General features: G+C 72.9%; 16 protein-coding genes. 8 read left to right on the forward strand and 8 right to left on the reverse strand.

What is annotated here, in order from left to right:
* The first annotated feature begins 2 nt into the window (after window positions 1–2).
* From AC07DW_RS07465 to AC07DW_RS07485, 5 genes are all read left to right on the forward strand, one after another.
* Window positions 3–1,241, forward strand: a complete 1,239-nt coding sequence (locus AC07DW_RS07465) for an ABC transporter permease (RefSeq protein WP_478856652.1) — start codon at window positions 3–5, stop codon at window positions 1,239–1,241.
* On the forward strand, window positions 1,238–2,170 hold the full coding sequence (locus AC07DW_RS07470) for a carbohydrate ABC transporter permease (protein ID WP_478856653.1): 933 nt from the start codon (window positions 1,238–1,240) through the stop codon (window positions 2,168–2,170). The genes AC07DW_RS07465 and AC07DW_RS07470 overlap by 4 nt, the downstream gene beginning before the upstream one ends.
* Window positions 2,171–2,405: 235 nt before the next feature.
* The gene (locus AC07DW_RS07475; RefSeq protein WP_478856654.1) at window positions 2,406–4,652 is read left to right on the forward strand and encodes a WD40/YVTN/BNR-like repeat-containing protein; all 2,247 of its coding nucleotides are present in this window, start codon (window positions 2,406–2,408) and stop codon (window positions 4,650–4,652) included.
* A gap of 45 nt (window positions 4,653–4,697) precedes the next feature.
* Entirely contained in the window at window positions 4,698–6,668 is a 1,971-nt protein-coding gene (locus tag AC07DW_RS07480; RefSeq protein WP_478856655.1) for a beta-galactosidase, read from the forward strand.
* Window positions 6,665–9,085: a glycosyl hydrolase family 95 catalytic domain-containing protein gene (locus AC07DW_RS07485; protein ID WP_478856656.1), complete on the forward strand. Its 2,421-nt coding sequence runs from the start codon at window positions 6,665–6,667 to the stop codon at window positions 9,083–9,085. The genes AC07DW_RS07480 and AC07DW_RS07485 overlap by 4 nt, the downstream gene beginning before the upstream one ends.
* Window positions 9,086–9,107: 22 nt before the next feature.
* Here AC07DW_RS07485 and AC07DW_RS07490 read toward each other — a convergent pair whose 3' ends face one another.
* Window positions 9,108–10,130, reverse strand: coding sequence for a LacI family DNA-binding transcriptional regulator (locus tag AC07DW_RS07490; RefSeq protein WP_478856657.1), 1,023 nt, complete (start codon window positions 10,128–10,130; stop codon window positions 9,108–9,110).
* Between the two features lie 287 nt (window positions 10,131–10,417).
* Between AC07DW_RS07490 and AC07DW_RS07495 the strand changes: the two genes are divergently transcribed.
* Window positions 10,418–11,077, forward strand: a complete 660-nt coding sequence (locus tag AC07DW_RS07495; protein WP_478856658.1) for a LysE family translocator — start codon at window positions 10,418–10,420, stop codon at window positions 11,075–11,077.
* 49 nt (window positions 11,078–11,126) lie between these two features.
* Here AC07DW_RS07495 and thpR read toward each other — a convergent pair whose 3' ends face one another.
* From thpR to AC07DW_RS07510, 3 genes are all read right to left on the reverse strand, one after another.
* Window positions 11,127–11,711 (reverse strand): RNA 2',3'-cyclic phosphodiesterase, encoded by a 585-nt coding sequence (gene thpR, locus AC07DW_RS07500; protein ID WP_478856659.1) that lies wholly within the window; start codon window positions 11,709–11,711, stop codon window positions 11,127–11,129.
* 69 nt (window positions 11,712–11,780) lie between these two features.
* Entirely contained in the window at window positions 11,781–12,317 is a 537-nt protein-coding gene (locus AC07DW_RS07505) for a 2'-5' RNA ligase family protein (protein WP_478856660.1), read from the reverse strand.
* 42 nt (window positions 12,318–12,359) lie between these two features.
* Window positions 12,360–12,689, reverse strand: a complete 330-nt coding sequence (locus AC07DW_RS07510; RefSeq protein WP_478856661.1) for a hypothetical protein — start codon at window positions 12,687–12,689, stop codon at window positions 12,360–12,362.
* A gap of 515 nt (window positions 12,690–13,204) precedes the next feature.
* Here AC07DW_RS07510 and AC07DW_RS07515 point away from each other — a divergent pair.
* Window positions 13,205–13,951 (forward strand): hypothetical protein, encoded by a 747-nt coding sequence (locus AC07DW_RS07515; RefSeq protein WP_478856662.1) that lies wholly within the window; start codon window positions 13,205–13,207, stop codon window positions 13,949–13,951.
* Window positions 13,952–14,024: 73 nt separating this feature from the next.
* On the opposite strand, the gene AC07DW_RS07520 is transcribed toward AC07DW_RS07515, so the two are convergent.
* Window positions 14,025–15,155, reverse strand: a complete 1,131-nt coding sequence (locus tag AC07DW_RS07520; protein ID WP_478856663.1) for a carboxylate-amine ligase — start codon at window positions 15,153–15,155, stop codon at window positions 14,025–14,027.
* Between the two features lie 425 nt (window positions 15,156–15,580).
* Entirely contained in the window at window positions 15,581–15,964 is a 384-nt protein-coding gene (locus tag AC07DW_RS07525; protein WP_478856664.1) for a VOC family protein, read from the reverse strand.
* A 371-nt stretch (window positions 15,965–16,335) separates the two neighbouring features.
* Here AC07DW_RS07525 and AC07DW_RS07530 point away from each other — a divergent pair, with 371 nt between their 5' ends.
* Window positions 16,336–17,412, forward strand: coding sequence for a hypothetical protein (locus AC07DW_RS07530; protein ID WP_478856665.1), 1,077 nt, complete (start codon window positions 16,336–16,338; stop codon window positions 17,410–17,412).
* Between the two features lie 356 nt (window positions 17,413–17,768).
* Here AC07DW_RS07530 and AC07DW_RS07535 read toward each other — a convergent pair whose 3' ends face one another.
* Together AC07DW_RS07535 and AC07DW_RS07540 are read right to left on the reverse strand one after the other, a co-directional pair.
* On the reverse strand, window positions 17,769–17,987 hold the full coding sequence (locus AC07DW_RS07535; protein ID WP_478856666.1) for a hypothetical protein: 219 nt from the start codon (window positions 17,985–17,987) through the stop codon (window positions 17,769–17,771).
* Window positions 17,988–18,239: 252 nt separating this feature from the next.
* A complete protein-coding gene (locus AC07DW_RS07540) occupies window positions 18,240–19,280 on the reverse strand; it encodes a vWA domain-containing protein (RefSeq protein WP_478856667.1) in 1,041 nt (346 codons plus the stop codon).
* Between the last annotated feature and the right edge of the window lie 129 nt (window positions 19,281–19,409).

Below are 19,409 nucleotides of genomic sequence, written 5' to 3' on the forward strand. Positions count from 1 at the left end.
ACGTGTCGCAGAGCAGGGTGGCGGGGCAGGAGCCGGCCGCCGACGACAGCGCGACGCCGGCCGACGACGGCACGGCGGCGGACGGCACGGCACCGGGCGTCGGCACGGCGGCGACGACCGACGCGGCGGCGGACGGCACGACCGCGGCGACGGACGGTGCGGCGGCGACCGGGGGCACGACCGCCGGCGGCGCTGCGACGGCGACCGACGGCACCGACGCCGCGGCCCCGCCCGGCGCGCGGACGGCCGCCGGACCCGCGGGGCGGAGGGGCGGACCCGCGGGGCGGAGGGGCGCCCGCTCCCCGGCGCCCGCGAGCGCCACCTGGAGGGCCAGGCTGCGCCGCGACCGCACGCTCATCCTGATGACGCTGCCCGCGATCCTCCTGGTCCTGGTCTTCAACTACGTACCCCTGCTGGGCAACATCGTCGCCTTCCAGGACTACGACCCCTACCTCGGCGCAAACGCCTGGCAGGCCGTCGCCGAAAGCCCCTGGGCGGGGACCGAGCACTTCGGCCGCATGGTGGAGGACCGGCTCTTCTGGCAGGCGCTGCGCAACACGCTGGCCATCTTCCTCGTACAGCTCACGCTGTTCTTCCCCGTGCCGATCCTGCTCGCGCTCCTCATCAACAGCTTCGTCCGGCCCCGGGTGCGCGCCGTGGCGCAGGCGGTGCTGTACCTGCCGCACTTCTTCTCCTGGGTCCTGGTCGTCACCATCTTCCAGCAGATGTTCGGCGGCGCCGGCATGCTGGCCCAGACCCTGCGCGAACACGGTCACGAGGGCGTCGACCTGATGACGAACCCCGACCTGTTCGCCTTCCTCGTCACCTTCGAGATGGTGTGGAAGGACGCGGGCTGGGGCGTCATCGTCTTCCTCGCCGCGCTGTCGGCCGTCAGCCCCGACCTGTACGAGGCGGCGGCCATGGACGGCGCCGGACGGTGGCGGCGGATGTGGCACGTGACGCTGCCGGCGCTGAGGCCCGTGGTGGCCCTGCTGCTCGTGCTCCAGGTGGGCAACGCGCTGACCGTCGGCTTCGAGCAGATCCTCCTCCAGCGCACCGCCGTCGGCTCGACCGCCGCGGAGGTCCTCGACACCTACGTCTGGAACGTCGGCATCCAGTTCGGGGACTTCAGCTACGCGGCAGCCGTCGGGATCGTCAAGGGAATCTTCGGCCTCTGCCTCGTGCTGGCGGCCAACAAGGTCGCCCACCTGATGGGCGAGCAGGGGGTGTACAAGCGATGAGCGCCGTGTGGGGCACCACCACCCGCCGCGGGGGGACCCGCGGCCGGCTGCGACCGGCGTGGGAGGAGGAGCCGAGCCGGACGGGCCTCGCGGCGAAGGGCACGGCCCTCGCGCTTGCCTGCGCGGCGGTCCTGTTCCCCCTGTGGATCGTGGTCGTCACCAGCCTGTCGTCGGTGAAGACCATCACGGCGGCCGGTGGGCTCGTCGTCGTCCCCCGGGGGATCACGTTCGTCGCCTACGAGGAACTGCTCGGCGGGGGACAGGTCACCCGGGCGGCGCTGGTGAGTCTGGGGGTCACGACCGCCGGGACGCTGTTCAGCATGACCGTGTCCGTCCTGTGCGCGTACGGGCTGTCCCGCAGCGGATCGCTGCTGCACCGGCCGCTGCTGATGGTCCTGCTGGCCACCATGTTCTTCGGCGCCGGCCTCATCCCCACCTATCTGCTGGTGCAGGGCCTCGGACTGACCGACACCTACCTGTCCCTGATCCTCCCCAGCGCGGTGAACGTCTTCAACATCCTCGTCCTGCGGTCGTTCTTCATGAGTGTGGCTCCCGAACTCATCGACAGTGCCCGGATCGACGGCGCCGGTGACCTCCGCATCCTGTGGAAGATCGTCATGCCGCTGTCCCGCGCGGTGATCGCGGTGATCGCGCTCTTCTACGCCGTCGGCTACTGGAGCGCCTGGTTCAACGCGTCGATCTACCTGAGCGACCAGGAGATGATGCCGCTGCAGAACGTGATGATGCAGCTGGTCCTCAAGCAGGAACGTCCCACCGGACTCGCGCAGGCCATCAACACCGGCCACCTGTCGCCCCTGTCGATCCAGATGGCCGTCATGGTGCTCGCCCTGCTGCCGGTGGCCGTGCTGTCGCCGTTCGTCCAGCGCCACTTCAAGAAGGGCATGCTCACGGGAGCGGTGAAGGGCTGACACGCCGAGGGCCGGCCCCACCGGCGCGCGCTTGCCGTCCCCGTCATGGGAGCCGGCCCTACGCCTCCCCTTCCGCGCCGCCGCCCATCGCGCCGCCGCCCATCGCGCCGCCGCCCGTCGTGCCGACGTGCCGCGCGCCCCGACCGCCGCCGTGTCCGCCCGTACCTGACACCGGGTGGACACGGCGGCCACCACCCCGCCGCCGCACCAGGACCCACGAAGGAAGGCATCCGACATGCCCAGGCCCCCGAACCAGCCGGACAGGCGCGCGGTCCTCGCCGCAGGCGTCCTCACCGGGCTCACGGCAGTCCCCGCGCTGGCCGCGGGCAGCGCCGCCGCCGCCCCCGGCCCCCGTCCGGCCCCCGCGCAACCCTCGCCGGCGGCGGACGGCGCCGCCCAGCGGCACCGCTGGCGCACCGCCGTCATCGGGGGCACCGGCTTCATCACCGGCGTCCTGTTCCACCCCCGGGTCAAGGGACTGGCCTACGCCCGCACCGACATCGGCGGCGCCTACCGCCGGGACGGCCGCACACAGGTCTGGACGCCCCTCACCGACCACCTCGGCTGGGACGACTGGAACCTGCTCGGTGTGGAGGCCATGGCCGTCGACCCCCACCATCCGGACCGCCTCTACCTGGCCCTGGGGACGTACGCCCAGAGCTGGTCGGGCAACGGGGCCGTGCTGCGATCGGAGGACCGGGGCGCCACCTGGTCGCGCACCGACCTGCCGGTCAAACTCGGCGCGAACGAGGACGGACGCGGCACCGGCGAGCGCCTGCTCGTCGACCCCCGCGACAGCGAGACCCTCTGGCTCGGCACCCGCCACGACGGCCTGTGGAGGTCCACCGACCGCGGCGCCACCTGGGCACGGGCCGAGTTCGCCCCCGAGCCGTCGCCGGCCGGCCAGGGGGTCACCCTCCTCGTCGCCGCCGGGCGGACCCTGTACGCCGGCTGGGCCGACGGCGGCCCCGCGCTGTACCGCAGCGGCCCCGGCACCGCCTGGGAGCCCGTGCCCGGACAGCCGGAGGGCGCGTCGGCCCGCGTACCCGTCCGGGCCGCGCACGACGCCGCGACCCGCGTCCTGTACGTCAGCTACGCCGACGCCCCGGGACCCAACGGCCAGAGCGACGGCGGCGTCCACGCGCTGGACACCGCCACCGGCGCCTGGACCGACATCACCCCCGTCCGCCCCGGCGGCACCGCGTCCGACGGATCGCGCGACACCTTCGGCTACGGCGGCCTCGCCGTCGACGCCCGCAGTCCGGGCACCCTGGTGGTGACGACCAACAACCGCTGGGCCGCCGTCGACACGGTCTTCCGCTCCACCGACGGGGGACGCACCTGGACGTCCCTCAAGGACCGCGCCGTCCTGGACGTCTCCGCGACGCCGTACCTCCGCTGGGGCGAGGAGCGGCCCAAGTTCGGCTGGTGGATGCAGACCGCGGCCATCGACCCCTTCGACTCCCGCCACATCGTCCACGGCACCGGCGCCACCCTCTACGGCACGCGCGACCTGGTCCACTGGTCTCCGGAGATCCGGGGACTGGAGGAGAGCGCCGTACGGCAGCTGATCTCCCCTCCCGCCGGCACCGCGCACCTGATCAGCGGACTGGGCGACATCGGCGTCATGTACCACGACTCGCTCACCGCCTCGCCCTCCCGCGGCATGGCGACCGACCCGGTCTTCAGATCCGCCACCGGACTGGCCATGGCGGCCCGGAAGCCCTCGTACGTCGTGCGCACCGGCTGGGCCTCGGAGCGCAACGGCGCCTGGTCCGGCGACGGCGGCAGGACCTGGCAGCCCTTCTCGAGCCAGCCGTCCATCGCCGGCACGGCTCCCGGCCCGATCGCGGCCGGCGCCGACAGCCGGGTCCTGCTCTGGTCGTTCGTCCACTGGGACGGCTCCACGCACGCCACCCACCGCTCCACCGACAACGGGGCCACCTGGACGGAGGTCCCCTCCTTCCCCCGGGGCGCCACTCCGGTCGCCGACCCCGTCGACCCCCGGCGCTTCTACGCCTACGACACGGTGACCGGCACGGTCCTGCGGTCCACCGACGCCGGACTGACCTTCACCCCCGCCGCCACCGGACTGCCCTCGGGCGACCCGCAGTTCCGCCTCGCCGCCGCGCCCGGCAGGACCGGCCACCTCTGGCTCTCCACCAAGGGGAACGGCCTGTACCGGTCCACCGACGGCGGTCGCGTCTTCACCAGGTCCGACACCTGCCGGGCCTCCTACACCCTCGGGTTCGGCAAGGCCGCCCCCGGCGCGCGCTACCCGGCCGTCTTCCAGGTCGGCGCCACCGGGCGGACCACCGCCGTGCTGCGCTCCGACGACGAGGGCGCCAGCTGGATCCGCATCAACGACGACGCCCACCAGTGGGGCTGGATCGGCGAGACCATCACCGGCGATCCACGCGTCCACGGGCGCGTCTACCTCGGTACCAACGGCCGGGGCATCCAGTACGCCGACCCCGTCTGACCCCACCCACGCGCACCCGCCCTCCGTGACGAAGCGAGCCCCCGCATGCCCTCCCTCCACGACGCCACCGGCCCCCGGGTCCTGTTCGGCGGCGACTACAACCCCGAGCAGTGGCCCGAGGAGACGTGGCCCGACGACGTACGGCTGATGAAGGAGGCGGGGGTCACGTCCGTCACCGTCGGAGTGTTCTCCTGGGCGAGAATCGAACCCCGCCCGGGGGAGCGGGACTTCGGCTGGCTGGACCGGGTCATGGACCTGATGCACCGTCACGGAATAGGCGTCGTCCTCGCCACCCCCACCGCCTCGCCGCCGGCCTGGCTGGGGTCCCTGCACCCCGAGACCCTGCCGCGCGCCGAGGACGGCTCGGTCGTCTGGTACGGATCGCGCCAGCACTTCTGCCCCAGCTCACCCGTCTACCGGAGGTACGCGGCGGCGATCACGAAGGACCTCGCCGCCCGCTACGGCGACCACCCCGCCCTCCTGATGTGGCACGTCAACAACGAGTACTGCACCTTCTGCTGGTGCGACGGGACGGCACGGCACTTCCGCCGCTGGCTGCGCGACAAGTACACGACGGTCGACGCGCTCAACGACGCGTGGGGCACGGCGTTCTGGAGCCAGCGCTACGACACCTGGGAGGAGATCATCCCGCCGCGCAAGGCCCAGTACCTGCGCAACCCCACCTGCACGCTCGACTTCCGGCGCTTCACCTCCGACGCCCTCCTGGAGTGCTACACCGCCGAACGCGACATCGTCACCGCACGCGCCCGCCGCCTGCCGGTCACCACCAACTTCATGCCCTTCTGGATCGGACAGGACGCCTGGACCTGGGCGCGGGAGGAGGACGTCGTCTCCGTCGACATCTACCCGGACCCCGCCGACCCGCACGCGGGACAGTACGGAGCGATGATCCAGGACATGACGCGCTCCCAGGCGCGCGGCCCGTGGATGGTGATGGAGCAGGCGGCCGGCGCGGTGAACTTCCGCCGTGTCAACGTCCCCAAGCCGCGCGGACTCGGCCGCCTCTGGTCCCTCCAGTCCGTCGCCCGCGGCGCGGACGCCGTCTGCCACTTCCAGTGGCGGCAGTCGCGACAGGGCGCGGAGAAGTTCCACTCGGCCATGCTCCCGCACGCGGGTGAACACGGCCGCACCCACCAGGAGATCAAGCGCATCGGCGCCGACCTGGCCCGGCTCGGCCCCCGCGTCGCGGGCACCTCCGTCACCTCCGACATCGCGATCCTCCACGACTGGAACTCCTGGTGGGCCGACGAGCAGGAGGGACGGCCCTCCGCCGAGGTGCACTACCCCACCGTCGTACGGGCCTGGCACCGGGCCCTGTGGGAGGCGGGCGTCACCACCGACTTCGCCCACCCCGAACACGACCTGAGCCGCTACCGCGTGGTCACCGTCCCGCACCTGTACCTGCTGGGCGACACCGCCGTCGACAACCTCGTCGCCTACGTACGCGGCGGAGGCACGCTCGTCTCCGGCTTCCTCACCGGCGCGGCGGACGAGGACGACCGTATCCGCCCCGGCGGCATGGACGAACGCCTGCGGGACCTGTTCGGCATCCGCCTCGTCCACGAGTGGTGGCCGCTGCCGGCGGGGGAGGGGCAGGCGTGCGACGGCCCCCGGCCCTTCCGGGCGACCCTGTGGGCCGAGGAGCTGGAGACGTCCACCGCGCGGACCGTCGCCACCTACCGCGGCGGCGAACTCGACGGCATGCCCGCCGTGCTGCGCAACGGCCGGGCGTGGTACGTGTCCACCCTCCCCGAACCGGCCGCCCTGCGCGAGCTCCTCGCGCGGGCCGCGGACGAGGCGGGCGTACGGCCCGTCCTGGAGGACCAGCCGCCCGGTCTGGAGGCGGTACGCCGAGGGGATTTGCTCTTCCTGCTCAACCACGCCGATCGGCCGCTCACCGTCACGGTGCCCGGCCGGCACCGCGAACTGCTCACCGGCGCCCCGGTCGACGGCCCGCTCCACCTGGAACGCCACGGCGTGGCGGTCCTGGCGTGAGGCACGGAACGTGGGAGCCGTGCCCCGCCGGCCGGTGGGAGGACGCCTTCCTCAGCGGCAACGGCCGGCACGGCGCCATGGTGTTCGGCGACCCGGCCGACGAGCGCGTCGTCGTCAACCACCACACGCTGGTCCGCCCCAACGGCAGCGAAGCCGCCGGGCCGCCCGCCCTCGCCGCCGGGCTCCCCGCCCTGCGGGCCGCGCTGCTGGCCGGTGACACCACGGCGGCGGAGGACTTCGGCGCGGACCACCCACACATGTGGGTGCAGCCCTTCCACCCCGCCTTCCAGGTCCGGATACGCCGCGCCGGGGCGGCCGGGACCGGCCAGGGCTACCGCAGGCACGTGGACTTCACCACCGGGGTGGTGAGCGCGGTGAACGGCGACTGGCGCGGCGACGTCTTCGTCTCGCGCGCCGACGACGTGATCGTCCACCGGATGGCCGGGCCCCCCGGTGGCCTGAGCGCCGACATCCGCCTCGACGAACAACTGCCAGGACTGCCCGAGGGCCTGCGCCTTTCCCGGTCGGCCGCGCCGGGGGACGACCGTCACGGCCCCACCACCGCCGCCCTGAGCCTGCGCACCGACTACGCGAACGGACGCACCGCCTTCACGGGCACGACGCTGGTGGCCGTCACCGACGGCCGCACGGAGACGACCGGCGACGGCGTGCGGGTGACCGGTGCCTCAGCGGTCCTGCTGCTGACCCGAGTGGAACGGCACCCCGCCCGGGCCGACCCCGCGGCGGACCAGGCCGCCGCGCTGCGCGCCCTGCTCGGCCCCGCCCCCGGCCACCCGGGCGACCCCGACCGCCCCGGCCAGGCGGACGATTCTGGCCGGGCGGACGACCCCGGCCAGGCGGGCCGCCCGGATCGCCCGCACCACCCGGGCGGCCCCGGCCGGCTGGACCACCCGGGCCACGCCGACCACCCGGGCGGCCCCGGCCGGCCGGCCGCTCCCGGCCCGCAGGACAGCACCGCCGCGCTGTACGCCCGGCTTCTCGGCCGGCACCTGCCCGTCCACCGCGATGCCTACCTCCGCGCCGAACTGACCCTCACCGCCGACCCGGCGGACCGGGAGCTGCCGGGCAGCGCGCTGCTCCGGCGCCCGGACAGCCCCGCCCTCGTCGAACGGCTCTTCGCCGCCGGCCGCTACCACCTGCTGTCGTCCAGCGGCATGCTGCCACCCCGCCTCACCGGCCTGTGGACGGGCGACTGGGACACCGCCTGGTCCGGCGCCTTCACCACCAACGCCAACCTCAACCTCCAGGTCTCCTCCGCCGCCGCCGGGGCGCTGCCCGAAGTGTCCCGCGCCCACGCAGAACTGGTCCGCGGCCAGCTGGCCGACTGGCGCGACAACGCCCGTGAGATCTTCGGTACGCGCGGGGTCGTCGCCCCGTCCCACACCGACGGGGAGAGCGGCCACACCCGTCACTTCACACGTGCCTATCCGCTGCACCTGTGGACCGCCGGCGCCGACTGGCTGCTCCACCCCCTCGTGGACGAGGTCCTCGTCGGCGGCCGGCTGCCCGAACCCTGGCTGCTGTCCGCCCTCGCCGAAGTGGCGACGTTCTACGAGGACTTCCTCGTCAGCGCCCACCCGGGCGGCCCGGTCACGCTCGTCCCCTCGTACTCGCCCGAGAACCGGCCCGCCAACGCCGGCTGGGTCACCGTGGACGCCACCATGGACATCGCCGCCGCCGGGCACGCCCTGACCACCGCCGCCGCGTTCCACCCCCACCACCCGCGCGCCCGGCACTGGCGCGCCCTGGCCACCCGGCTCCCCGCCTACCGCGTCAACGAGGACGGCGCCCTGGCCGAATGGGCCCGGCCCGGGCTGCGGGACACCTACGACCACCGGCACCTCAGCCACCTGTACCCGGTGTGGCCGCTGGACGACATCAACCCGTACGACACCCCCGCCCTGGCGGCGGCCGCGCACCGCGCCCTCGAACTGCGCGGCAGCGAGAACGGCTCGGCGCACGGCCATCTCCACACCGCCCTGGTCGCCGCCCGGCTGCGGGACGGACGCCTCGCGGGCAGGGCCCTCGACCAGGTGCTGCGGGGCGACTTCTTCCATGACTCCCTGATGAGCGCCCACTACCCCGGCCGGGACGTGTACAACGCGGACGCCGCCCACACCCTCCCCGCCGTGATCATCGAGTGCCTGGTGCAGTCAACCGTCGACCGGCTGGTCCTGCTGCCCTCGGTGCCCGGCGGGTACGCCGAAGGCACCCTGCGCGGCGTACGGACGCGCTTCGGGGCGCAGCTCGACCTCACCTGGTCCGAGCGGCACGGCACCGCCGTACTGAGACCGTCCGCCGACCGCACGATCGACGTGGTCGCGGGCGGCGACCACTACCGCGTGGCTCTGGTCGCCGGCGAGAGGCACGTCCTCACCGTCCCCAGGAGAGCGTGATCCCCGCCCCGCCCGGCCACCCTCACCCGCCGGGTCCTCGGGCCGGTGCCGGCCCGCTGCTCGCGCGGGTGACGAGTTCCGGGTCGAGCAGGACGACCTCGTCGTCGGCCCTGCCGTCGATCTTGGCGATGAGGTGGTCGACGGCCCGCCGGGCCATCTCGCGCGCCGGGATGGTGACGGAGGTCAGCCGCACCGAGCCCTGGAGGGCCACCTGTTCCGGGCAGACGGCGACCACCGAGACGTCCTCGGGTACCGCACGCCTGTCCTGGCGCAACAGGCCGAGCAGCGGCTCCACGGCCTGTTCGTTCTGGACGACGAAGCCCGTGATGCCGGGGCGCTCGGTGAAGATCTGCCCCAGCGCGCCGGCCATCGCCGCGTAGGTGCCCTCGCACGGGCGGTGCAGTACCCGCAGTCCCAACTCCCGTGCACGGGACCGCAGTCCGTCCACGGTCCGCTCGGCGAACCCGGTCCTGCGCTCGTACACGGCCGGCGCCTCGCCGATCATGGCGATCTCGCGGTGCCCCAACCCGGCCAGATGCTCCGCGCACAGGGAACCGGCCCCCGCGAAGTCCAGGTCGACACAGGTGAACCCGGTGGTCTGCGCCGGCAACCCGATGAGCACCGCCGGCCGACCGCTCTCCCGCAACAGGGGCAGTCGCGCGTCGTCCAGCTCCACGTCCATCAGGATGACGGCATCGGCCAGACCGCTGCCGACCACCCGCCGCACCGCCGATGGCCCCTCCTCGCCGGTGAGCATCAGGACGTCGAACCCGTGCTCCCGGGCGCTGGTGGCGATCGCGACGGCGATCTCCATCATCACCGGCACGTACATGTCCGTGCGCAGCGGCATCATCAGCGCGATGATGTTGGACCTGCTGCTCGCCAGGGCCCTGGCGCCGGCGTTCGGAAGGTAGCCGAGTTCCCTGATGCTGTGCTCGACACGTTGCTTGGTGACCTCGGAGATGGTCCTCTTGCCACTGAGGACGTAGCTGACCGTGCTGGCGGAGACTCCGGCATGCTGCGCCACGTCGGCAAGGGTGACCATCGGGATCTCCAGGTTGAGAAGCGCTTCGACAGCGGGTATTCCCCGCACAGTAATGCGATCAACGAGGGCCTGTCCAGAGCGGGTAATCGAAGCGCTTCGACGAGTCGCCGAGCCCGACGAGCGAGCCCATGAAACGCCGCAAAGTCACCGATCCGGAAGTGCGGTGCGACGACCCACCGCGATCGTCGCGACACCCCCCGCCTGTCCCGTCCCCCAGCGGGTACCCGACCGCGAACCGGCTCCCGGGAGCGGACAGGCGTTGGGGCGGGCGGACGAACGGAGAGCACATGTCGGTCGACCTCGTCGGCTTCCTCGGCGTGGTGCTGGTGGCGTACGTGGTCCCCGGCCCCGACTTCCTGGTGGTGGTCAGATCGGCCGCCGAACACCCCTCGAAGGGACGAGCCGCGGCGCTGGGCGCGCAGGCGGGGCTGTGCGCCCACATGCTCGCCGCCGCCGTCGGGCTGTCGGTGGTCGCCGCCCGCTCGCCCGTGGTGTTCGACGCGATCAAGCTGCTGGGGGCGGCCTACCTGGGGTACCTCGGCGTACGTGCGGTGCTCGCCGCCCGGCGGGCCGCCCGCGAACGGCGGCACCAGGCCGAGGAAGCGGCCGGGCACCCGTTCACGGGTGCCGATCGCGGCCCGGCCCGGAGCCACTGGCGGTCCGGCTTCACCCAGGGCTTCCTGACGAACGTACTCAACCCTAAGGCCGCGCTGTTCTTCCTCAGCATCCTGCCTCAGTTCGTCGACGGCGCCGGTTCGCTCACCCGGCAGATCTTCTTCCTCGGCACCCTGGACGTCCTCATCGGCGTCGTCTACTGGTTCGCCCTCGTCCTCGTCGCCGCCCGCCTGCGCGCCCTGCTCGCCCGGTCCGAGGTCCGCCGGCGCTGGGAACTGACCACCGGCTGGCTCTTCATCGCCATCGGCATCGGAGTCGCCACCGTCGCCTGACCCCGGACCGTGGCGCGGAACGACCCCTGCGGGCGGCTGCCCGCAGGGGTCATTCCGCGCCGGCGAAGGGCCAGGCGTCGATGTCGCGGTAGCGGATCAGCCCGGGGCCGCGGCCGTGGTTGCTGCCGACCAGGTGCAGCCGTTCGGCCTGCCAGGTACGGCCAGTGAAGCCGGAGAGCCCCGCGGCGGCCCGTACCACGCTCGCGTCGTCGTCCCGCCGCGAACGGGCGAGTGTCAGGTGGGGGTTCAGCGGCCGCTCCGGGAAGGCGATGCCGTGCTCCCTCACCAGCGCACGCACCTCTCCGGCGAGCAGCCGCAGACCTTCGAGGTCCCCGCCGACCCCGCTCCACAGCACACGCTCGTCGAAGTGCCCGCTGCCGCACAGGCTCAGACTCAGAGGGCGGCGCCGCGCCGCGAGTTCCGCGAGCGGCGGCCCGAGGAGCGAGACGGACGGCCTCGGCAGCTCACCGAGGAACGCCAGCGTGATGTGCCAGTCCTCGATGCGGTTCCACCTCATGCGCGGGTGGGCGGCATGGGCGGGCCGCAGCGCCCGCGCCAGCTCCTCCTTGGCGCCGTCGGGCGGAGCGAGGGCTATGAAGACGCGGACGGTCGCGGCGTGGTTCTTCTCATGCATGAGGGACTTCGTACACCACCGGCGCCGGCCGCCGCCGCGCGCGGTCGTCGGCCCGGTCCCTCCCCCGCCTCACGCGACCGGGCCGAGACGCGCGGTGGTGCGGGTTGCCGCATCGTACGTTCGGCCGCCGACCCACCACCCCGCGAGGCGGCCGGACGGCTCGTCGAACAGCGCGCTGTCCGGAACGCGCCAGGCGGCGTCGCGCCCGCGCCCCAAGGTGACGTGCGGGTTCCAGCGCACCGGCTCGTGCAGGGGGTTGAGCCGTCCGCAGGCGGATGCGCTCCGCAGGACGCGCCACACGGTCTCGTGCAGGCGCAGCAGTGCGGGGTCCCGCACGACCGCCCAGGCGATCACGTGGGTCCGTCCGGTGAATCGGACGCTGCCCCGGAGGACCAGCGGGACCGGCAGGGCGGCCGTGAGCGCCTCGTCCACACGTGCGCGGGCCTCGGGTGGCAGGGCGTCCGCGGTGGCGAGGGTGAGGTGCGGACGGTTCGTCGGGTGGGGGTGCGTGGCCTGGCTGGGCAGCCCCGCCTGCCGCAGGCGGCTCCAGACGTCGCGGACGGCCCGTTCGGTCGCCTCGTCGGGCAGCAGCTCCACACTCTGCACCGGGTCAGCGTACGGCTGCCCGCTGCCCGCCGCACCCGCAGTTCAGGTGCCGGGCGTCCCGTCGTCGAGCGCCGCCAGCCCTTCGTTCCACCGGGTGCGCCGCTCCGCGTCCGGCTGTTCCCACCAGGGCGTGCCGCGCTCGCCGAGGGCGACCTTCGCCGTGTGCACACGGGCCCGGGCGGCGCGTTCGGCCTCGGCGTCCTGGGCGCGCCGGGCGGCGCCGACCGCGCGGCGCGCCGCCATCAGATGGTGCCGCAGCCGAGCCGCCGTGTCCTCGGGGATGTCCGGGTCGGTCGCCCGCCAGCGCCTCCCGGCGACGATGATGTACCGCCCGTCGGGAGTGCGGTCGGGCTGCCGCGCGTCGGCTGTCACCGTACAAGCGTGCCAGACAAGCCGGTGGTGCGACGCGGGCCGTCCACTGCGCGGCGAGGCGTCACGGGCCGCACGCCCACAGGCGCTGTTCGACCGGGGCGCGTGCGCCCCGGCGGAAGGCGGCGAAGCCCGGCGCCCTCACCCGTCGCGGACCCAGGAAACAGGACCGGCTCGTCGTGCCCGGCGAAGAGGCGTCCGCCGCCCGGGACGCCGGTCCGCCCCATGCGGGTCCCAGCCCGTCGGGAAGCTCCCGCACCTGTGGCGGACCCTCCGCGCCCAGCTGCCCGAGAACCGCCGTGCCCGCCTCCAGCGGACACCACCATCCGTGGCCTTCCTCCCGCACAGGTGCCGCGAGCCCGGTCGGTCTCCCCGGCCGGACGGCGGGGAGACACCGCTCGGCGGAGCCCCCCGAGCGGCGCTGTGCGCGGCTCCGGATGGAGGAGACCCGGTGGCGGGGCGCCGCGGAAGGACGGACGGTGTTCACGACACGTCGCCGGAGCCCGGAAGGCGCACCCATGCCGTCGTACGAGGGAATCCTCAGCTCGATCTTCTGCCAGTCGCCGCGCTCGAACCACAACATCCCCGGTGTGCCGGAACTCGACGTGGTCACCCTGCGGTGGAACGGCCAAACGGTCGCCCAGCGCGAAATGGAGACGGGACAGACCTGGTCCGTGGGGATCACCCGGCCGCTGCCCGGCCCGGCAACCGTCGAGGTCGTGGTCCGGCCCAACGAGGCCGGCGGTGTGGAGGACGTCATCGGCACCGTACAGCTCAGCGAAGCCGACGTGGGCACGGGCATCCCCGGCACCGACTTCCACGAGACCCTCTTCGACGAGGCCGGCGCTCAGTACGAGCTGACGTACAAGGTCCGCCGGATCGACGACGCTCCCGGACCGGGCCCCGCTCCCGGTCCCGCGCCCGATGACGGCATTCTCAGCTGGATCTTCTGCGAGTCGCCGCGCTCGAACCACAACATCCCCGGTGTGCCGGAACTCGACGTGGTCACCCTGCGGTGGAACGGCGAGCAAGTCGCACGGAGGGAGATGGAGCAGGGGGAGACCTGGGTGCTGGACGTGACCCGGCCCCTGACGGCTCCCGCGACGGTCGACGTGGTGGTGCGGCCCAACGAGGACGGCGGTGCGGAGGACGTCATCGGATCGGTGCGACTGGACACGTCCCTCGCGGGCGCCGGTTTCCAGGTGGCCCGTTTCGACGATGCCGGTGCCCGCTACGAGTTGACGTACAAGGTGCAGGCGGGGTGAACCCTCCAAGCCGGCCGGACACTCGGGGCGGCGACGACGCCATCGGGGCCGCCGGTGCTGCCTGCGGCTCGCCTCACGCGTGCTCGGCGGTCATGGCATGGACGAGGTGGTCGACGGTGTCGGCGAGGCGACGGCGCTGACGGTAGGCCGCCCTCTGTCGGTCGGCGCCGTTGCCCCGGGCACGGAGCCGGACGCGTGCGTCGTGGACGAGTGCGAGGTCGCCGGTGTCGAGGAAGCCTCGCGTGGTGTTCCAGAGGCGTTCGATGAGCATGGTGGCGGGTTCGAGCCTGCCGGTACGCAGGTCGACGGCGTCACCGGCCACACCGTCGCGGGCAGCGCGCCAGCAGGCGGCCCGCAGCATCTCCGGCTGCGGGCGCGGGGCGGGCTCCGAGCCGCGGATGGCCGCGAGCGCGAAGGTGGTGAGCGCCTTGACCGCGCCGGCGAGGAGCACCGTGTCCTCGACCGTGGGCAGGGCGTCGGCGACCCGGACCTCCAGGGTGGGTACGTGGTGGGAGGGCCGGATGTCCCAGTACAGGCCGCCTCGGTCCAGGATGGTGCCCGAGGTGATGAGGCCCTCGACCAGATCCCGGAAATGAGCGGGGGAGGTGAGGTAGGGGGGTGGGCCGGCCGCGGGCCAGCGCCCCCACGTCATGGTGCGCCAGCTGGCGTACCCGGTGTCACGCCCCTCCCAGTAGGGTGAGTTGGCCGCCAGGGCGATGAACGCGGGAAGCCAGGGACGCAGGTGATTGCTCAGTCGAACGGCGGTGGTCTCGTCGGGGACGCCGACGTGGACGTGGCAGGCGCATGCGCTCTGCTCGTCGTCCAGAGCGCCGAACGTGGCGACGCTCCGGGCATAGCGTTCACCGGGGGTGAAGGGGGGCGGGGTGCGCGGGCCGAGCACGGGGGCGCCGCTGGAGACGACGCGCAGGCCGAGTTGGGCGGCCGCGTCGGAGACGACGGCGCGTGTGGAACGTAACTCGTCGCGCAGACCGGCCAGACTGGTGTGGGGATCGGTGCGGATCTCGACCTGATAGCGCGTGAGCTCGGTGGTGACACGGCCGCCGAGCCGCACCGCGGCCTGCGTCACGACCTTCTCGGCCGCCGGGCTCACCTCCCGGGAAACCGGATCCACCAGCAGGTATTCCTCCTCCACCCCGACCGTCACCGGGATCCCCGCAGACTGTGCCGACTTCCCGCTCTTCATGGCGACCGTCCTGTCGTCTGGCCTATGGGGTACGGATTTTCCCGCACCGGTCCACCGACGGCGAGCCCACCACCGGCCGCGTGCCGGCCCCCCCCCCGCCCCGGCCGCTCGTAATTCTCCGGCTGCCCGCCGCGCCCGGGCCGTGGCGACGACGGTGGCGGTCACCCCGGCGGGCGCCGCGATGCATGTCGGCACCGGAGCGGGGCGAGGCGCCCGCGAACTCCGGCAACCGACGGAGCCGGATGTGCCGCCGTCCCATGCCCCGCTGCTGCGGACGGCAGGGCCCTGCCCCGCCAAACGACGTCTGTGACGTCTGTGACGGCTTGATCCGCGCGGGACGACGGTCGAGGAAGCGCCTCCTGACCAGCACCCCCAACCCCCCGGCCTCACCTCGCCGGGCCGGCAGCCCGCCCGCCCACACTCCGTCAGAGGGGCTGGAGCCGACTGCGCAGAAGGCAGAACTCGTTGCCCTCCGGGTCGGCCAGGACGTGCCAGCTCTCGCTGCCCGTCTGGCCGACGTCGGCGGGCCTGGCGCCGAGTGCGAGCAGCCGCTCCAGCTCGGCGTCCTGGTTCCGGTCGGTGGCGTTGACGTCGAAGTGCAACCGGAGCTTCCCGGTACGCGGGGCGCTGCTGGGGCTGAGGACGATGGTGGGTCGCGGGCTGCCGGGGCCGGCGTCGGGCGGCCCGATCTCGATGCTGCCGTCGTCCTCCCGGCCGAGTTCGACGTAGCCGAGGACGTCGCTCCAGAACGCGGCGAGCCGGTCGGGGTCGGCGGCGTCGATGACCAGCTCACTGATGCGGCATGCCATGCCGGCCAGTGTACGCGTGGCCCTCGCGGGCGCGGGCGCCGCGACGAACCTCGTACTCCTCGCCGCGTCCACGAGCGGGACACCATGAAGTCCCGTGTGGCAGTAGGAAGTTGGACGATTCTCGGCTCATCCGGGAGCAGCGCCGCCTTCGCCTGGTCCGTGAAGCGCGAGCCGGCGGAGTCCAACTTGACGGGTGGTCCACCACGTCCCGCCGGCGCACACTGGCAGCGGCGGAGCCGAGGTACGACAGGCGCCCGCACAGGCGGGCGTGTCGTCACCGTGGCCGGGTCGGTGGGCGTTGCAGCCGGTTGAGCGCTGACGCCGGTTGAGGCGGCAGGGCACTGTCGGTGGCTGGTGGCAGGATGACCGGCATGGTTTTCGTACGTACGACTCCGCCGCGGCCTGTCGAGGTGACCACGGTCTTTCCTGAGCTGGCTCCGTTGGCGCGTCCTGCGGTCCGGCTGCATCCCCGTCCCGGGTCACCTTCGATAAGGGAGAGCTCGGTCGGGGGGCCGTTGCTGTGGCCGGCTGAGGAGCCGTGGCCGCACTGCGAGGACTCGCACCTGCACCGCGACAGCGGGTTCCGCCGGTCGCCCGCAGAAGTGCGGCTGGACAGGCGCGGGCGGGCCCGGCTGCTCCGTGATCCTCACGGTCCCGCGTTCACGCCCGAGGAGGAGGCGATCAAGGAACAGAATGCCGCGAGGCTCGCCGAGCGCCTCGCGGCCGGTCCTCCCGGGCCCGCGGAGTGCCCGGTCCCCCTGTTGCCCGTGGCCCAGCTGTATCTGCGCGACATACCTCTGCTGCAGCCGCCCGGCCAGGCCGATCTGCTCCAGGTTCTCTGGTGTCCCTACGACCACGATCCTGATGGCAAGCCCGCGACCGCGCTGTTCTGGCGGTCCGCCGCCGCGGTCACCGATGTTCTCGCCTCACCGCCGGAACCGTATGAGGTGGACTGGCCGGGCTATGTGCCGGAGCCGTGTCTGCTGGCGCCGGAAGCGATCACCGAGTACCCCAACAGCCTCGATCTGAGCCCGGAGATGCGACTGGCTGTGGGGGACTGGAACAGATGGCTGGCAGCCGGCGCCGGCGTGGACAGCTCGTACGCGAAGTACCCGGAGGAGTGCTATGACGGCCATCTGGCCGACGCTCCCGGCTGGAAGGTCGGGGGCTGGCCGCCGTGGGGCCGCACCGACCCGTACCGCCGATACTGCACTGTCTGCGACGCTCAGATGGTCCCGCTGCTGACCGTCGCCTCCTTCGAATGGGACGGTGGTTCGCGACGTGGCTGGGCGCCGTGCGAAGACCGAGCCGCCGCCTACGCCGCCGGTCATGGCGCGGGTCAGGACCCGGCGCAGCCGACCGCGGTGGAAGTAGGCAGCACGGACAACATGCAGCTCTACATTTGCCCGAACTCTCCCGAGCATCCACACACCGACCTCATCCAGTGAGCTGTCGGGCCTGTCATACAGCCCCGTAGCCGGTGGCAGAAGTGCTGCCAAGCCGGAGTGTGTGACAAGCCGCCTGCCTCGCCGGAGCCATGAGCCTGCTTTGACCGAAGCAGCTCACCACGTCGTCCAGCCGACCTGGTGACAGCGGGGCGGCTTCCTTTCCATCATGCGGAACTGCGGCTGCCGGTGAGCCGGACCGGGTGAGGCGAAGAGCCAACGGGAGGTACCGGGAAGGACCTTGTCATCGAACTGCGGCCGCGGAGTCCTGGCCTCCAGGACTGCACCTACCCACAACCGAGACAGCCCGCCATACGGCTCAGATCCGGGCCCGCCCCCTTGATCGCCAGGACACTCCCTCAGGCGCGGTATGCCTGACGGAGCAGCGCGCCGAATTCGTCGGGGTGGGTGGTGAGACCGGTGTGTCCGCCGGGGAAGTGCTGGAACCGTATGCCGTGACGCTCGGCCAGGAAGGCGGCCGGACGGTACGGCAGTTCGCCGCGTGAGTGGTGGCCGCAGGCCGGTACAAGCCGGTCCGACAGCGCCTCCAGCCGGCGCGTGTCCGGGGCGTAGGCCATGAAGCGGGGGACGATGCGCGCCCACGGAGTACGGCAGGTTGGCCAGGGTTCGCTCCGCCCGCGCCGCGGCCTGCGGCGGCAGGGTGATCTCGGCCTCCGGCGCGATGGCGCCATCGTCCGTGCCGCCGCCGTCACCGTCGGCGGATACCGCTGCTCCACCACCGCGCTCCGTGCCGGTGCGTGGCACTGCTCGCCGCCGGTGGCCGCCGCCGCGCGGCGGCGAACAGGGGGACGCGGCCGGCACCCACGCCGTCAGCGCATGAGCAGGAGCCGCGTGTTCGGGACCAGCTTCCTGTTCACGCTGGTGCTCTGCACGAATATGGTGAAGTCGTCGTTGTGATCCGGCTTGACGCGGACCTCCACGTCCGGCAGGCCGAGCAGGGCCCGGGCCTCGGGCCCTGAGTACACCCGGTCCGTCTTCTTCTCCAGCACCGCGATCTGCTTCCTCGCCTGGATCTTCTCCGACTTGCTCAGCTGGTAGAACGCACCACCGGTGCGGTAGGTGTGCCCGCACTCGACGACCCACTCCCGGATCGCCGCGTCCCGAGTCACCGGGATCAGCTGGTACGCCGCCTGATCCACCGGGGTGAGGCCGGCCGCCTCGATGGTGTCCTTGTTGATCGCCTCCGCGCCCGTGGAGAACACCGCCCGCGACCCCCGGATGCCCCGGGTGCGGCCCACCATGAACTTCTCGGTGGCCTCCTGGATGACCTGCCCGGCCTCCTGCAGACCCTGCGTGCTCGTGGCGTCCCAGATGGCGATGTTGTCCTTCGGGAAGCCGCACCGCATCGCCTCGCGCTTGCCCATCTGGTCCGGCACAAGGACGGCCAGCGTCCAGTTGTCCTGCTGCGTCGCGATCATCTCGGCCACGGCCTCGACCAGCGCACGCGGCTTCCTGGAAGGGGCGCCCGGGCAGCGGTGGCTCGCGTTCTCCTGCCCATCGGTGAGCACGAACGTCAGAAAGCTGTGGTCGCCGTACAATTGGGCGGTCTGTGCCAGTTCCCGCTGCGACTTCAGCGCGGCCGCCAGCAGAGCCGTCATTCCACCTGCCCGGTACAGCTGCTTCAGCGACGGCATGCGCAGCACGTCCTTGTCGTAGATGACGCACTCCACCGTGTCCGCGAAGACGTACACCGTCACGCGGGTCTCCTGGTCCAGTTCCTCCGACCGGCGGGCGAGATACGCGATCTGCTGGTCCGCCACTTCGACGACCTTGCCGCTCAGGTGCGACATGGACGAACTGGCGTCCAGCACCAGGGCGACGTGGTTGATGTAGTTCTGGGTTCCGGACATGAAAGCTCCCCCTGTTTCCGCATCGATGGTCCTACCGTCTCACCCACCACTGACAGTCGACCTCGGCCGCCGACCGGGGTGAGCGGGAGAGGGGAGAGAGGGGGAGAGGGGAGAGAGGCCGCGACGCCG

It is taken from the genome of Streptomyces sp. NPDC045701 (genome assembly GCF_056432045.1).

Coding starts and splice junctions, on each gene's coding strand:
- AC07DW_RS07515 (WP_478856662.1), top strand. CDS start 13,205: ATGCCGTCGTACGAGGGAATCCTCAGCTCGATCTTCTGCCAGTCGCCG.
- AC07DW_RS07525 (WP_478856664.1), bottom strand. CDS start 15,964: ATGGCATGCCGCATCAGTGAGCTGGTCATCGACGCCGCCGACCCCGAC.
- AC07DW_RS07520 (WP_478856663.1), bottom strand. CDS start 15,155: ATGAAGAGCGGGAAGTCGGCACAGTCTGCGGGGATCCCGGTGACGGTC.
- AC07DW_RS07490 (WP_478856657.1), bottom strand. CDS start 10,130: ATGGTCACCCTTGCCGACGTGGCGCAGCATGCCGGAGTCTCCGCCAGC.
- AC07DW_RS07470 (WP_478856653.1), top strand. CDS start 1,238: ATGAGCGCCGTGTGGGGCACCACCACCCGCCGCGGGGGGACCCGCGGC.
- thpR (WP_478856659.1), bottom strand. CDS start 11,711: ATGCATGAGAAGAACCACGCCGCGACCGTCCGCGTCTTCATAGCCCTC.
- AC07DW_RS07495 (WP_478856658.1), top strand. CDS start 10,418: ATGTCGGTCGACCTCGTCGGCTTCCTCGGCGTGGTGCTGGTGGCGTAC.
- AC07DW_RS07530 (WP_478856665.1), top strand. CDS start 16,336: ATGGTTTTCGTACGTACGACTCCGCCGCGGCCTGTCGAGGTGACCACG.
- AC07DW_RS07535 (WP_478856666.1), bottom strand. CDS start 17,987: ATGGCCTACGCCCCGGACACGCGCCGGCTGGAGGCGCTGTCGGACCGG.
- AC07DW_RS07475 (WP_478856654.1), top strand. CDS start 2,406: ATGCCCAGGCCCCCGAACCAGCCGGACAGGCGCGCGGTCCTCGCCGCA.
- AC07DW_RS07540 (WP_478856667.1), bottom strand. CDS start 19,280: ATGTCCGGAACCCAGAACTACATCAACCACGTCGCCCTGGTGCTGGAC.
- AC07DW_RS07480 (WP_478856655.1), top strand. CDS start 4,698: ATGCCCTCCCTCCACGACGCCACCGGCCCCCGGGTCCTGTTCGGCGGC.